The sequence below is a fragment of the Thermoflexus hugenholtzii JAD2 genome (assembly GCF_900187885.1).
GTDB classification, from domain to species: Bacteria; Chloroflexota; Anaerolineae; order Thermoflexales; family Thermoflexaceae; genus Thermoflexus; species Thermoflexus hugenholtzii.
This window is the reverse complement of record NZ_FYEK01000003.1, coordinates 217683-232180: the sequence shown is the minus strand read 5'-3', so window position 1 is coordinate 232180 and position 14498 is coordinate 217683. Positions and strand designations below refer to the sequence as shown.

The 14498-nt window shown below is 61.7% G+C and carries 14 protein-coding genes; 5 read left to right on the top strand and 9 right to left on the bottom strand.

The features are described from left to right. The first annotated feature begins 60 nt into the window (after nt 1-60). Nucleotides 61-495 (top strand): HIT family protein, encoded by a 435-nt coding sequence (locus tag CFB18_RS01535; protein ID WP_088570043.1) that lies wholly within the window; start codon nt 61-63, stop codon nt 493-495. An 817-nt stretch (nt 496-1312) separates the two neighbouring features. Here the strand turns inward: CFB18_RS01535 and CFB18_RS14845 are convergent. The 4 genes from CFB18_RS14845 to CFB18_RS01530 all read right to left on the bottom strand — a co-directional run bounded on the left by CFB18_RS14845 (nt 1313) and on the right by CFB18_RS01530 (nt 4528). Continuing rightward, nucleotides 1313-1834, bottom strand: coding sequence for a hypothetical protein (locus CFB18_RS14845; RefSeq protein WP_143597475.1), 522 nt, complete (start codon nt 1832-1834; stop codon nt 1313-1315). Between the two features lie 609 nt (nt 1835-2443). Further along, the gene (locus CFB18_RS14840) at nt 2444-2902 is read right to left on the bottom strand and encodes a hypothetical protein (protein WP_143597474.1); all 459 of its coding nucleotides are present in this window, start codon (nt 2900-2902) and stop codon (nt 2444-2446) included. Nucleotides 2903-2966: 64 nt separating this feature from the next. Further along, nucleotides 2967-3701 carry a hypothetical protein gene (locus CFB18_RS14835; RefSeq protein WP_143597473.1) on the bottom strand — a complete coding sequence of 245 codons (735 nt, stop codon included), beginning with the start codon at nt 3699-3701 and terminating at the stop codon, nt 2967-2969. 164 nt (nt 3702-3865) lie between these two features. Continuing rightward, nucleotides 3866-4528 carry a response regulator transcription factor gene (locus tag CFB18_RS01530; RefSeq protein ID WP_159461516.1) on the bottom strand — a complete coding sequence of 221 codons (663 nt, stop codon included), beginning with the start codon at nt 4526-4528 and terminating at the stop codon, nt 3866-3868. Between the two features lie 116 nt (nt 4529-4644). On the opposite strand from CFB18_RS01530, the gene CFB18_RS01525 reads away from it, so the two are divergent. Next, nucleotides 4645-5580, top strand: coding sequence for a hypothetical protein (locus CFB18_RS01525; protein ID WP_143597472.1), 936 nt, complete (start codon nt 4645-4647; stop codon nt 5578-5580). Nucleotides 5581-5659: 79 nt separating this feature from the next. Here CFB18_RS01525 and pgl read toward each other — a convergent pair whose 3' ends face one another. After that, nucleotides 5660-6382: a 6-phosphogluconolactonase gene (gene pgl, locus CFB18_RS01520; RefSeq protein ID WP_088570040.1), complete on the bottom strand. Its 723-nt coding sequence runs from the start codon at nt 6380-6382 to the stop codon at nt 5660-5662. After that, entirely contained in the window at nt 6379-7896 is a 1518-nt protein-coding gene (zwf, locus tag CFB18_RS01515) for a glucose-6-phosphate dehydrogenase (RefSeq protein WP_088570039.1), read from the bottom strand. The genes pgl and zwf overlap by 4 nt, the downstream gene beginning before the upstream one ends. A gap of 392 nt (nt 7897-8288) precedes the next feature. Here zwf and CFB18_RS14830 point away from each other — a divergent pair, with 392 nt between their 5' ends. Next, on the top strand, nt 8289-8750 hold the full coding sequence (locus CFB18_RS14830; RefSeq protein ID WP_143597471.1) for a hypothetical protein: 462 nt from the start codon (nt 8289-8291) through the stop codon (nt 8748-8750). 13 nt (nt 8751-8763) lie between these two features. Continuing rightward, nucleotides 8764-9357: a hypothetical protein gene (locus CFB18_RS14825; RefSeq protein ID WP_143597470.1), complete on the top strand. Its 594-nt coding sequence runs from the start codon at nt 8764-8766 to the stop codon at nt 9355-9357. Nucleotides 9358-9526: 169 nt separating this feature from the next. Here CFB18_RS14825 and CFB18_RS01510 read toward each other — a convergent pair whose 3' ends face one another. The 3 genes from CFB18_RS01510 to CFB18_RS01500 are packed head-to-tail and all read right to left on the bottom strand — an operon-like array spanning nt 9527 to nt 12625. Beyond that, complete coding sequence (locus tag CFB18_RS01510) at nt 9527-11023, bottom strand: hypothetical protein (protein ID WP_143597469.1); 1497 nt, start codon at nt 11021-11023, stop codon at nt 9527-9529. Further along, nucleotides 10984-12063 (bottom strand): sensor histidine kinase, encoded by a 1080-nt coding sequence (locus tag CFB18_RS01505; RefSeq protein ID WP_088570037.1) that lies wholly within the window; start codon nt 12061-12063, stop codon nt 10984-10986. The genes CFB18_RS01510 and CFB18_RS01505 overlap by 40 nt, the downstream gene beginning before the upstream one ends. A gap of 19 nt (nt 12064-12082) precedes the next feature. Then, nucleotides 12083-12625 (bottom strand): CvpA family protein, encoded by a 543-nt coding sequence (locus CFB18_RS01500; protein ID WP_088570036.1) that lies wholly within the window; start codon nt 12623-12625, stop codon nt 12083-12085. Nucleotides 12626-12748: 123 nt separating this feature from the next. Between CFB18_RS01500 and CFB18_RS01495 the strand changes: the two genes are divergently transcribed. Further along, nucleotides 12749-14482, top strand: coding sequence for an alkaline phosphatase family protein (locus CFB18_RS01495; RefSeq protein WP_088570035.1), 1734 nt, complete (start codon nt 12749-12751; stop codon nt 14480-14482). Nucleotides 14483-14498: the final 16 nt, after the last annotated feature.

The following is a 14498-nucleotide window of genomic DNA, read 5'->3' as shown; positions in this document are numbered from 1 at the left end:
ATAAAATGAAAGCCCGGGCTCCCGGGTCGAGCGGGAGACTTTCATCGAGGAGGGCCATCGATGAGCGGGTGTGTGTTCTGCGACATCGTGGCGCGCCGGCAGCCGGCGGAGATCGTCTACGAGGATGAGCGGACGATGGCCTTCTTGGACATCAACCCGGCCAACCCGGGCCACACCTTGGTCATCCCCAAGCGCCATGCGGCCACGGTTTTCGATATCGATGAGGAGGACGCGGCGGCGGTGATGCGCACGGCCGTTCGGGTGGCCCGGGCGATCCGCCAGGCCTTCTCCCCGGACGGCCTGAACCTGGTTCAGAGCAACGGGCGGGCCGGGGGCCAGGAGATCTTCCACCTTCACGTGCATGTGATCCCCCGCTGGGTGGGGGATGGGTTACGGCTGGCCCGGCCGCCGGTGGTCCGCCGGGAACGTCCCCTCTCCGAGGTCGCCGCAGAGATCCGGCGGGCGCTGGCGCAGATGGGCGGACCAGGGATCTGATCTTTCCCCATGAGCGATGAGCGGTTCGGGCCAACTCCAAGTTCAGCGTGGGGGAAGCACCGTGGGTTCGAGCGCCTCCCGGGGCGGGGCGGGACCCCGCGCAGACCCGCCCCGAGCCCCATCCTCTGGAACCCACGCACCCTGCGAGCGGTTCGAAAGGCTGCCCTCGAATGCCCTCCGACTCAAGGATGTCACAGCTCCAGGCTGTCTCGCACCCGGGTCGGGCCTCCGGCAGCAGTGACTCCTTGATCCCCTATACACAGCCACTTTGAGTAGTTGCAAAAATCATGGCCGAGCAAGCTACCACCATATAAGACTCGAAATGCCCACGCAACATATCCATTATTCGATCGCCATCAAAGATCATCTGGGTTTCCATACCAGGGCGTCGGGAAGAAGAATCGATTCACCATCCCGACCCAATTCTTCAGAAATCCGGAAGGTTGACTTTGCCTCCATCTCCTTCACATGTAAAACATTTCCTCAATCTGGAAATGATGGCCCTCAAAAATCGTCCCAGTCAGATCGTTCAAATATCTTCCCCACTCACAACATTCATACTTCCGAGCCCCTTTCCGAGTGTAACCATCCGCCCAAATTTTCAAAGATCCGCAACAAGTGCATTTCACCCTCTCCTTCCACCGCATCTTCCTCAAGTATTCCGGGCAATCTTCCCGACCTGGGAGAAAAACCTCCCGGACCGCTTCACGGTCCATGCCTCGCCCTCCCCCTCGGATTTCCTCTCCCCCGCAGAGTATACCCCCAATCTCCGATCATTGGAAGGGATGAGCCTATCATTCGATTTTTATTAAACAATTTATTGGACGCGCTTCAGATGCGCTGCGATCTGTAAAAGTATAGAAATCGGATAGGGATGATCGGATCGTGAGGCGGTGATCATAATGGAAATCCCCTCTTGATTCCAGGACAACATCTGAACTATCCCATTATCGACGAAAACTCCTTCGTATTCCCCATTTACGATTACTTTCTGCAATTTATAACGCTCTGATATCGTATTTACAGGATGATTTGTGATGGATATCTCCACAAAAGCCCGACTTTGAGGATCCACATAATCGATGTGAATGGTCTGGACCCCATTGGGATGGTTGATGACGAAGGCGAGGGGCGTTGTGGGCGTAAAGGGCAGCCAGGTGGGAAGCCAAATCGGGAAGGAGATCCGGCGGAGAGCCGACTCTAAAGGCTCGCCGGACACTCCAAACGGGGGCTCCTGAACCGCATGAACGGGCATTGGAGCGCGTACAGATCCGAACATCAGAAGCACCAAAGGGATCCAAAGTAGAGACAACAGGACAGCGAGAGGACGGAGTTTCATCGTGCACCTCCATTAGGGCCAGATAACATAGAAAGAGCTCGCTTGAGCATATACCCTGCAATCCCATGGCCTGGATGCGCATGTGAAGGGATCCGCATTGCGAATCTCCAGAGTGGTTGTCGGATCCCTTCCGGGATAATAACCGGCCGTAACGCCTGTTGATATGGTAATATTTGAGTAATCGTTTAGATATCGACCATTATAGTCACAATTTCGGTAAATCATCCTGCTATTAAAATTATCCATAATCCAGTAGCACGTATAAATTGGGGCTCCTCGATAGACTTTTGGATACCATGAAGTCATGATGAAAGTAATATGATACGGATCTGGAGGCCGAAATGTGTCGATCATTCGGTGTTCTGCATAGGCAAGAGCGTCCTGAAATGACATGTAATTATTACAAGATGAGTAAGTTCCTGGACGAGCTCCACAGAAATCGTAATTCGCATAAGCATAATGAGCAATTATCAGAGAGAACAAACCCAAAGAAACCAACAAAATTGCAAAAAGATATTTGTTGAGAGGTAGTGCCCAAATGTTGAGATTCTCAAAATTCCTTATCATGGCTGTCCTCCTGGATTGAATTTGCTGTTTTCTTAATCTACATCAAATCATATCTTCTTCACCGAACGTGCAGAAGCTCACCCCGCCAGTAGGAGCACCTTCCTCTACGGGTTGTGTGCAGGATCCCTGAAACGGTGCAACCTCTCCCTTCTCCAACTGGCGAAGATGCTGCTCCCGTTCGATCTTGACTCCTTGAATGATTTCAAGAGCGTGATCATGATCATAACCATCTAAAATCAGAAAGTAATAACCAATCCACCAAAAATCTGGTTCGCAAAATGGAGACATTATTCGCTCATCTATTTCCTTTGAAGGCGAAAAGTTTGGGTGATCATGGAAATGTTGAGCCAGTTCTCGGAGCTGGGCGTGGGGGAAGCAACGGGGAGGGTCCAGTTCGGTGTGGGGAGGTGTAGGACCGGCGACCGGGCCTGCCCCCAGGCTGCCCAGACCCAGCGCCAGGGCCAGCAGGAGGCGCCCCCCAACCGCGCGCCGCTTGGACATGGCTTTTCCCTCCCAATATATCGCGTCATGAAGTTAGGCCTCAATTCCGTAATTTCTCTCAGGTTCATGGATGTCGCAGCTCTAGGCTGTTTCGCACCTGGGTCGGGCCCCCGGCAAGGTTGACTCCCCGGTCCCCTATACACAGCCACTTTGAGTAGTTGCAAAGATCATGGCCGAGCAAGTTACCACCATATATGATTCGAAATGTCCACGCAACTTGCCAATTATTAGATCTCCATCGAAGATAACCTGGGTTTCCATAGCAGGGCATCGGGAAAAGGAAATCATACTCCCGGTCGCTGGGGTCGCCATCACAGTTCCAATCCTCTTCAACGAACGTGCAGAAGCTCACCCCGCCAGTAGGAGCACCTTCCTCTACGGGTTGTGTGCAGGATCCCTGAAACGGTGCAACCTCTCCCTTTTCTAGTTTCTCCAACTGGCGAAAATGTTGCTCCCGCTCGATTTTGGCTCCTTGGATGATTTCGATGGCTTTGTTGCGATCGTATCCATCTAAAACCAGGAAGTAATACATAATCCACCAGGCATCTGCCTCGCAAGATGGAGATGATAGTCGTTCTAATATTTCTATTTTCTTTGATGGTTCCTCTGATGGCCATAGATTCGGGTTCTCATGGGCACGCTGAGCCAGCTCCCAAAGCTGGGCGTGGGGGAAGCAACGGGGAGGGTCCAGTTCGGTCTGCGGGGGTGTAGGACCGGCGACCGGGCCTGCCCCCAGGCTGCCCAGACCCAGCGCCAGGGCCAGCAGAATGCGCCATCCCATTGCGCGCAGCTTGGACATGGCTTTCCTCCCACAGTGGGATTTCCTGAATTCATTGTCCTCAATCGATCAATGGTGCGCAACGGTATTTTCCACAGGGGAGGGCCTGTGAATTTCCCCAGGGGGCCCCCTGGGGAAGACCCCCGGCATCCGGATGCGCGAAGCGTCCGGAGCGCGCGAATCCTTCACCCAGACCCATGCGCCTCCGGCGAATCGCCGGATGGGATCCGGAGCCATCCCCGGCGGATCGCCTCGCAAACCGCCGCGGCCTGGCTGTTCACCCTCAGCCGCTGGAAGATCTGGTTCAGATGATAGTCCACGGTCCGCGGGGAGATCCCCAGGCGTTCGGCGATGGCCCGGCGGGTGAGCCCTTCGGCCACCAGGGCCAGGACCTCCCGCTCCCGTTCGGTCAGCCCTTCCGATCCCCGGGAGGACAGCTCCTGAGCGCGGGCGAGGATCTCCGGGCTGAAGGCAGTTAGGCCCCGCGCCACGCTTCGGACCGCCGTGACGATGGCCTCAAGGCCTTCGTGTTTGAGGAGGTATCCCTCCACGCCGAGGGCCAGCGCCTGGCGGACCAGGTCGGCCTCCTCATAGGCGCTCAGCAGCAGGATGCGGATGGGCCAGCCGCGTTCCCGGATCTCCCGGGCGAGGGCGAGGCCGTCGCGACGGGGCAGGCGGATGTCGAGGATGGCCACATCGGGGCGGATGTCTTCCAACAGCGTCAGAGCCGTTTCCCCATCCCCCGCTTCCGCAACCACCTGCATCCCCGGTTGCTGCTCGAGCAATATCCGCAGGCCCAGACGCAGGGGCGGGTGATCATCCGCCACCAGGATGCGGATCGGCTCCATCTCCGATTGTCGGCCTCTGGATTCGTCCGCTCCAACTATAGCACGTCCGAGGGGGGACGGCCAGGCGACTCGGACCGAAGTGGTCCCTTTTGCTTCTCCACGCCTGGACGGAGACGGTGGGTCCATCGGTTGGCCCCGCTTGTTCTCTTCCCCTCTCTCATCGATGGATTCGAGCCCGCCGGTGGCGGGCGCTGCGGACGGTCTTCCCCGTCGGTGCAGCCATCTTGGGCGGGACGGCGTTGATCGGGACAGCGCTCTGGCCTCCGGCGATCGGGGATCCGGATGACCCGCTCCTGTTCTTCTCTCCTCCAGTGGTGCTGATGTGGATGCTGATGGGGCTCCTCGGCTGGATACTGGCGGCGCGGGGCTGGGAACACGACCACGGCCTATGGTCCCGCTGGTTCTGGCGGAGCGCTTTCCTCCTCTCCGCTGGGTTGTGGATGGGCCCGGTGGTCTGGATGATCGGAGCCTTATCCGGATGGGGACGAGGGTTAACCCCTGGCCCGAGCGCGATCTTCCCCCATTGGACGGCCGGGGTGCTGCTGCTCCTGTATGGGGTAGCCGGAGCCGCCGGTCTGACGGCAGGGTTTCGAGCCGTGTGGGGGTGGATCCTCCAGGAGTCCCCTGGGCGAGGGAAGGCGTTCCTTCGAGCCGGCATCGCGCCGGCCTTCCCCCTCTTCCTGCTGGGGGCCTTCGTCGGGTGGATGACCACCCCGCAGGTCCCTCGAACCATCCCCCCGGCTGGGGCGCGCGAAGTGCCTCCGGATATCGTCATCGTGGTGGAGCTCGGTCCTCCGCGGGGCGGGCGGATCCGGGAGCTCCTCTTCGGATCCGGAGGCGGAGGTGGGATCTCCGTTCGATATGCGGATACCGGGGAAGCGATCCCGGGCATCACGCACTGGCAGGACATGGGGCTCTCTTTCGATCCGGAGTTTCCTCTGCGCCCTCAGGCCCCGGTGGAGGTGCGGATCTTCCGATGGGGCGAGCGCCCTTACCGGTTCCGCTTCACGACGGGAGGTCCGGGGTCTTCGCCTGCTCCTCCCTTGCCCTGACCCATCGGCTTTTCGGTTGCCGGTCCCCTCGGCATCCGCCGCTTCCCGGAGCGGTTCGGAAAGCGGGCTTCTTCCCCACTCACCGAGGGGAGAGGAGCTCCGACGCGGCCGCGGCGTCCACCAGCCACAGCACGCGGCCCGGCCCCGGGCGGACCCCCTGGGCGGGCCGGCGGAGGGGATCGGGGGGTTCCTGAAGCACCTCCCGCAGGATCCCGGCCTTGCGGGCCCCGGTCACCAGGAAGACCACTCGGCGGGCCTGGTTCAGGATCGGCAGCGTCAGGGTCACCCGCGGTGGATCCGCTTCTGGCACGGCTGCCACCCAGCGTCTCTGCTCCGTCACCGCCGGATGAAAAGGGAACAGGGAGGCCGTGTGGCCGTCCTCCCCCAGGCCCAGGAGGATCAGATCGAAGCGCGGGGGCGCTTCTACGAAGAACGAACGCAAAAGCGCCTCATAGCGGGCGGCGGCTGTCTCCGGGTCCCCCTCGCACCGAATCGGATGGATCTGATGGGCAGGGATGGGGACATAGCGCAAGAGGGCCTCGTGGGCCATCCGGGCGTTGCTCCGGGGATCCTCGAAGGGCACGCAGCGCTCATCCCCCCAGAAGATGTGCACGGCCTCCCAGGGGACCGCGTCGCGGCATTCCGGGCAGGCCAGCCGTTCGTAAGTCCGGCGTGGTGTCTGCCCGCCGGAGAGGGCGACGATGAACCGTCCGCTGTTTCGGACAGTGCGTCGCGCGGCGCGGGCGAAAAGGGCCGCCGCGGCCCGGCTCAGCGCTTCCGCATCGGGGAAGACGCGGATCATCCGGGCGTCGCTCCCACAGGATCCAGGATGGTGGGGAGATCCCAGGATCGACCGTCGCGGGCGATGAGGGCCTCCGCCGCCGACGGGCCCCACGTGCCGGCCGGATAGTTCGGGAAGTCCGTGGGGGGCTGGGCGGACCAGGCCTCCAGGATGGGCTGGATCACCTCCCACGCGGCCTCCACCCAGGCGGCGTCCAGGGATTGGGTGGTGTCTCCACGGATGAGATCCAGGAGCAGGGTCTCATAGGCCTCCGGTGGCCGGCTCCCGAACATCTCCTCGTAGAGAAAGTGCATGTCCACCGGCTGGAGGCGCATCACCGGGCCCGGGACTTTGGCCTGGAAGCGGAAGAGGACGCCTTCTGCGGGCTGCAGGCGCAGGATCAGGCGGTTGGGCTGCCAGGAGCGGACGGCGGACTCCGGGAACGCCCGGTGGGGCACCGGCCGGAAGGTGATGGAGACCTCGGAAGCCCGGACCGGGAGGCGCTTGCCGGTGCGCAGGTAGAAGGGCACTCCCTGCCAGCGCCAGTTGTCGATGAAGAGCTTCAAGGCCACGTAGGTTTCGGTGTTCGACTGCGGATCCACACCAGGCTCCTCCCGATAGGCGGGGATCTTCTCACCGGCCGGGCGGCCCTGACCATATTGGCCGCGCACGGCGTAAAGGTGGACCTGATCCGGAGGGATGGGGCGGATGGCCCGCAGCACCTCGAGCTTCTTGTGGTGGATCTCCTCCGGTGTGAGGGAGACGGGGGGCTCCATGGCGATCAGGCAGAGGATCTGCAGCAGGTGGCTCTGGACCATGTCGCGGAGGGCGCCGGTCTGGTCGTAGTAGCCGCCCCGGTGTTCGACCCCCACCGTCTCGGCGACGGTGATCTGCACATGGTCGATATACTGGCGGTTCCACACCGGCTCGAAGAAGGCGTTGGCGAAGCGCAGGGCCAGGATGTTCTGCACCGTGTCCTTGCCCAGGTAGTGGTCCAGGCGGTAGATCTGATCCTCTTCCAGGAACTGGCGCAGGCGGGCGTTGAGCCGGCGGGCGGAAGGCAGGTCGTGGCCGAAGGGCTTCTCGATCACCACGCGGTGGTGCGAGGGGTCCTTCACCAGGCCGGCCGCGCTGAGGTGGTCCACAATGGTCTCGGTGACGCCGGGGGGCACCGCCAGATAAAAGACGTGCTGGGCCGTCTCATCGCCCAGGGCCTCGAGCCGCTGGCGCAGCGATGCGTAGAGAGTGGGATCATCGTAATCCCCCTGGAGGTAGAAGAGCCGGCCGGCGAAGTCGCTCCAGAGGGACTCGTCGGGGCGGCGGCGGGCGAAGCGGCGGATGCCGTCCAGGAGGCGAGCGCGGAAGGACTCGTCGTTCAGCGGGCTCCGCCCGACCCCCAGCACCGTCCAGCCCTCCGGCAGCCAGCCGTCTCCGTAGAGATCGAAGAGGGCGGGGGCCAGCTTGCGCCAGACCAGATCGCCGCTGGCGCCGAAGAGAACGAGGGCGATGGGCGGGTAAGAAACCGGTCGTTCCATCCTGAGCCACCGGGATTCAGGCTTTGCGGGACATGATACCAGAGGGGAGCGGCTGGGGCGCATGGCGTTCCGACTGAGCGCCCTTTTGGAGAAGGGATCGTGGACGTAGGCGATGTGCTCTGGGTGTGCACCCCCGAAGTTGGAGAATGAGGCTTCCCCTCGACTTTCTGGTCCAGGCCTCCCCGCGGACCCTTTCTTCGGGTTTTCCCCTTTCGCAGCGCTTGGATCCCAAGGGGTGTGCGGCGCTCCAGAAGAGCAAGCCCCGGTGGTTTCCACAGGTGGGCCCCTAAGGAAAAACACAGGGGGGAGCCTGTGGAAAATACGGTTGTGAAACCGAGGTGCAAAGGCTAAGATGAGGGTGACTTTCACAACCTCTAGATGGGAGGAATCCGATGAAGGTCCGCGACGCTATAAAGGGAGTTGTGGGGTTGATTCTACTAGGGATTTGGGTCACCGATCTCACAGGTCCGTTTGCTCTGGCGGACAGCCCTCTGCCTCCTTCACCTGCTCCGGTTGCGGAGGATCCTGGCGGTGGAGGTGGATGGCTGTGGGCTCAGATGATCGAGAAAGCGGATGGAAGCATAAACAAAACTTATCCAAGTTATTATTATCAAGGACAATATTATTGCGATAATGATCCTGATATTGATTATACGTTAGTATATAACATGAATTATGGGCAAAATCCCGATAGCTTGAGGTATTATTCAACAGATCAATTTATCATATGGTTTGGACCATCAGCTCTTAAAGGATATTCGTATACTTGGGACAAGGTTCATGTTTGTGTTGGAACATTGATTGATTTATCTCCACTTTCTTCTTTGATGAATGCGGTCTACCTCCACCAATAAGGAGGAGCTTTACATGCTCGTTCTTTTATTTGGTATATTTTGGTGGTTATGGAGCGGTATTGTTTGGAATATTATATCTGTTTTGCAGCTTGATCGATCGTTGTTTGGAATAATCTACTGGGCTGGCATAGGTGGAGTGTGGACTTTGCTTAAAGGACGACATTGGTTTCGCTATCCTCTTCGGTGGGGATCGCTTTTGGGTATTGGAGCCGGGATATGTAGCGGGGCACTGTGGATGAGACTGGAGTGGCTCTTGCAGGATATTCTTAATACTGACTTATTAGCATTACTGCAATTTGTATTGTTTGGGTCGATTCTAGGCATTTTTCAAGGATCTCTATTTTCTTCAAAAATCCTTTCTTGGAAAACAATAGCATGGGCTGCAACTACCGCGTTGAGCTGGACCATCGGTGGCCTTATTTTGTGGATGATCGCTTCTCAGATTGGGCATCTGTGTCCAGGATTTGATTGTTTTTCAGGATTTCACGAATCTATTCGTAAGATCTTGTGGTGGATAATTGTGGCGATGACATTCATTGTAACAAGCAGTGTAATCTTTTGGGTTCAGGATATGATGATTATGATGATGCGGCGTTGGTCTGGATAGGGAAGCCATGTGTGAAAACTCCATGCCTCCATATCCGTGCTCGGATCTCCCTTGCTTACAAACAAATTGCCCTTAATCAATCTAATTTATTATAGTTTTTTCTGGGGGTCGCTTGTTCGCAGAATAGGGAAAAACAGGGTCTCAAGCAGTCTGAAGGATCCGCTCTTCTTCACGACCCGGTAGTGAGCAGAGCCTCGAACTCGGCGGCGGCGTCGCGCAGACGCCCTTTCCCCCGCCACAGGCTGAAGTCAGTCCACTGAGGATCCTCATCCAGGAACCAGCAGAAGGCCTGCACCTGCGGCTCGCTTGCGATAACAGACCAAGCCGCGGTCAACCAGCCTCGGGGGTAGTTGTGCGCCGGCGGGACCCCCTCGTCAGGTATGTAGGTGTTCGAGGAGGTGATGAAGACGGGGAGGCCCCGCGTGGTGGGATACGCGTTGATGATGTCCAGCCAGTCATACAGCGCGCGGAACCCCAGGCGCGCCCCGGCCGCATCCCGAAGGTCCAGGCGCGGTTCCTCCGCTTCGGGATACCCCGCCGCCCGGGCGGCTTCCGGCCATCCCGGCACGTGGAGCGCGAAGCCGTCCGGGCCAGGGTTCCACTGCCCCATCGCCGCCCTCGCCCGTGCGGCCTCATCGATGAAGGCCACCATGGTGTTGAAATAGTTCAGCCAGGGGACGTTCACCCGACTCGGTCGCTCGCCATCCTGATCCCGGACGAAGGGCCGCACCGGCCCTATGAGCAGGCGCGCTCGGGGATTTGCTGCCCGGAGGACCGCTACCGCGTTGTCGGTGCGGATCGGCGATTCGCCGTAGCCGTTGAAGATTCGGGCATACCAGGCCGGGGAGATCGGGCGCTCCGGGCTCAGGCGGTTGCTGGCCGCCTCGTTCGGACCACTCCCCAGGAAGTAGGCGTATACCCCTTGGAGCCGTTCGTCCCGCGCCAGGCGTTCCAGATAGCGCAGATAGCGCCTCAGCCCCTCCAGATCCCCGGGGGGTGGAAGGGTTTGTCCCCGGTCGTAATCCACGCGCACCAGAACCCGCAGGCCGCGCCCCTGATCCCGCGCCACCCGGGCGGCCAGGGCATCGATCCCCCAATCGGGATCCTCCGCTTGTCGCGCATAGGTCAGCTCCACGGCCCATCCGGCGCGCCCTTTCCAGTCTCGCTCGGGGTGGGGGAAGACCAGACCCAGTTTGGTGGGCAGGGGAGGAGGCTTCGGGATAGGCTCGGGATCGCCGAGCGCCAGACGCCCTCGCAGTCGGCATCCTTCGTGGCAGTCTCGATAAAAGGCGAGCTCCACCGCTTCCGCCGGCATCTGGAACCGCCAGCGCCAGCGCCAGATCCCGGATGCCGGCATGGCCTCGATCTGCTCCAGGGCCGCCGGCTCGCCGTTCACAGTGAGCAGGATGTAACCCCACGGGATGCGATCGATCACCTCCACCCGGACCACATCCCCGGGGCGCGGGGAGGGAGGGTGAACGGCGAAGCGAGGCCAGGGCGCGTCGGAAACGGGTCCCAGGCGGAGGATCACCTGGCCGGAAGGGGCCACGATCCCCAGGGCCAGCAGCAGGCCGAGCAGGAGCGCTGCTTCCCCCAAGCGGCGAAGAGGAAGTGCCCACTTCGTTCTCAGGCCTCTTTCGCCGCGGGCAGGACGAAGCGCACGCATGTCCCCGTCTCTCCCTCTGTCCGGCTCTCGAGCTCCAGATGGGCGTGATGGTGACGAAGGATCTCGGCCACGATGGCCAGCCCCAGCCCGGCCCCTGTAGCCTCCGGGGCTTCCCCGCGATAGAACGGCTCGGTGATGTAGGGAAGATGCTCCGGGGGGATCCCGGGGCCGGTGTCGATCACCTCGCACTGCACTCCTTCCGGGACGGGTCGGAGGATCACTGCGATGCGATCTCCGGGGCGGCTGTAACGGATGGCGTTGTCCAGCAAGTTCAGGAAAGCCTGCTTCAAGCGATCCGCGTCTCCCCATACTGGGGGTAGCTCTTTCTCGATCTCGAGGCTCAGAGATTGCTGGCGGGCCTGGGCCTCGGGGAGCTTCTCCGCCACGGCGGCTTCGGCCACCACAGCGATGGAGAGGGGGCGGAGGGCCAAAGGTTCCCCGCTGCTCAGCTGACCCAGGTCCAGCACGGCGTGGACCATGCGGATCATCCGGCGGGTCTCTTCCTCGAGAATGCGAAGGGATTGAGCGCGGATTTCCGGGGTGACGGTCGGGAGCTGGAGGACCTGCAGGTGGGTGAGCAAGGTGGCCAGAGGCGTGCGGAGCTCATGGGCCAGCCCGGCCACGAGCCGCCGCAGCGACTGAAATCCCGAATAAGCTGCTCGGTCTTCTATTACAAACAGCAACGCGCCGGACGGTTCCGGCACCACCCACCAGCGCAGGGCGCGCTCCCCGGTCAAGGGGACCAAACGAGATCGGCCAACCCCCGTGGTCCGCACGGCTTGGAGATCCTCCTCCAGCCAAGCATGCCAGCTGGCCTCGGGGAGCCTCCCCTGTGGAGCGTTCAGCCCCAGGATCTGCTGCGCGGCCGGATTGGCCTCCATATAGCGGAGATCCGGGCTCAACCGGAGGAAACCCAGAGGGGCAGGATCCATGGGGAAACGAAAGCCGGAGCGGCGAGCGTGCCATCGGCCGATGAGGAAGACTGCAGCGGTGTAGAGGACCAGGAGCACAACCACCCAGCGGAGCTCGATGGCCCACATCGTTCCTCCGGACTAATAGTTAAGGCCATCCGGTCAGGATTGCCGGGAGCGGGTTCATAACCAGCCGGAGCGGGGCGATGGCGTAGGTCTTGAACAGCATCGCCAGGGTGGGCAGTGTTATGGAAGCCTCGAAGTCCGCCCGCAGGGCGGCGGCGATCGGGGCCAGCCGCCAGGTCCAGGGCACTGTCAGGCTGTAGAAGATCATCGTCAGGACTGCCCCCACGAAGACCAGCCACCAGATGATCCCCAGCAGCCCTCCCAGGGCGGGGTCCAGGAATCCAAGGAAGAGGATCCGCGTCGCCCGGTAGGAGATGAAGCTCACGATCTCCAGGAGGATGTAGGAGACCAGGAAGAGGACAATGTAGAAGAAGATAGCGGTCTCGATGGTGATGACTCCCACTGCGCGCGTGAAGGCGCCCACCAGCGTGTCCTGAAGGCTCAGGGCGAATAGCAGTGAGAAATAGACGAAAACCAGGCTGAGGGCCTGTTTGATCAGCCCTCTACTTCCTCCGATATAACCGCTGGCCAATGCACCCAGCACCAGCACCGCATCGAACGTCATGGGCCGCCTCCTATCGAAAGCAGGGCAAGCATCATTCAGATTGCGTATCCCGTGGGTTCGTGATGTCAAACGATCGCCTCTATTATAGAACGTCGAAGGAGATCCTTCAGGAGGAGGGTGGCCATGGGACGGCGGGCGCTTGGGGGGCTTTCCCTCATCCTGATCCTGAGCCTGATGGGCTGGGGCAGCGTTCGGTTGGCGTTGTTTTCCTGGAACAGCGTGGTGGCGTATCGAAGCCCCTACCTCGCAGCGGATCTTCCCGCGCCGCCCTCCACGCCCCCCTTAACCGATCGGGTGGTCCTGGTGGTCATCGACGGCCTGCGCCGGGACACGGCGGCTGCGGCCATGCCGACCCTGAACCGGCTGGCCGCCCAGGGGGCTCGCTACATCGTCCGGGTCGGTGAGCCCTCTCTCTCATATCCGGGGTGGACGGTCATCGGCAGCGGCGCATGGCAAGGCCTCAGCGGGGTCACCACGAACTGGTTCCAGGGCCCCGTCCCGGTGGACTCGATCTTCCGGGAGGCGCGCGGGGCGGGCCTTCGGGTGGTGGGAACCGGCACAGGGGGGTGGAAGGAGCTCTTCGGTCCCTGGTTCGATCGTCCGGAGGTGCCTGATGTGCCCCTGGATCGCCCCGAGGAGGTCGATCGCCTGGATGAGGCGATCCTGGCCCGCGGGCTGGACCTGCTGAAGGACCCCCAGGCCCGTCTGGTCCTTATCTACTTCGCTGGGCCGGACGAATACGGCCACGCCTTCGGAGGCGCTTCCCCCGCCTATCGGGAGATCGTCCGGCGGACGGATGCGCGGCTGGCCCGGGTGGCGACGGCGATGGACCTGAGCCGCGAGACCCTGATCGTGACCACCGATCACGGCCACATCGACCCAGGCGGCCACGGCGGCTGGGAGCCCATCGTCAAGGAGGTGCCCCTGGTGATGGTCGGGAAAGGGATCCGGGCGGGCGTGGAAGGGCAGGGGGCCCAGGCGGACATCGCGCCCACCGTGGCGGCCCTGCTGGGCGTTCCGATCCCGACGCACGCGATGGGGCGCCCGCTGCTGGAAGCGCTGGAAGGGCCTTCAGAAGCCCTGGACGCCATCGCCCGGGCCTCGGCGGGGCAGCGGGCCGCCTTGATCCATCGGGTGGAGGCGGTCCTGGGACGGCCGCCGACGTCCTTCCCGGAGGTGGTCACAGCGGCGGATCTTTCCGCTTTCAATGAAGCGGCGGCTCGGGCGCTGGATCGGGCGTATGGGGAGCGGCTGGTGCGGGATCGCCTGAGGCGGACCCCTGTGGCCCTGCTCGGCCTGGCGCTGATCGCCATCGGGGCGGCCCTTCTGTTCCGACCGCCCCATCGCGCCGGGGTCCTGGCGGGGGCGCTGCTCTTCCTGGGGATCGTGTGGGGGCTTTACTTCGGGCGCGGATACCGATGGTCCCTCTCGGTGTTCAACACCGAGGCCCAAATCGAGGCCTTCTTTATGGCCCGGGTGCTGGATGCCCTGCTGGGTCTGATGGCCGTGGCGCTGCTTCTTGGGATCTGGAAGGGACGCCGCTGGGGGGAGGCTCTGGAAGGGATCCTGCGGGCGTATGGGGGGATCGCGCTGCTCTTCGCCTTCCAGGTGTTGCTCTTCTACTGGGCGTATGGGGTTTCCTTCCCCTGGGGCCTTCCGGACCTGGGGTGGGGGTTCAAGTATTACCTGGATCTGCTGACCCTGAGCGCCTTCTACCCGAGCCTGCCCGGCCTCCCGGATCCGGCGGGTGTGCCGATGGCCCTGGTGGGCCCGGCCCTGGGGGCCAGCATCGGCCGCGCCGGGCGCTGGATCCCTCAAGCCCTCACCCGGCGAGGATCCCGCGGAGCAGACCGCTGAGGATCCGAACCGGAAT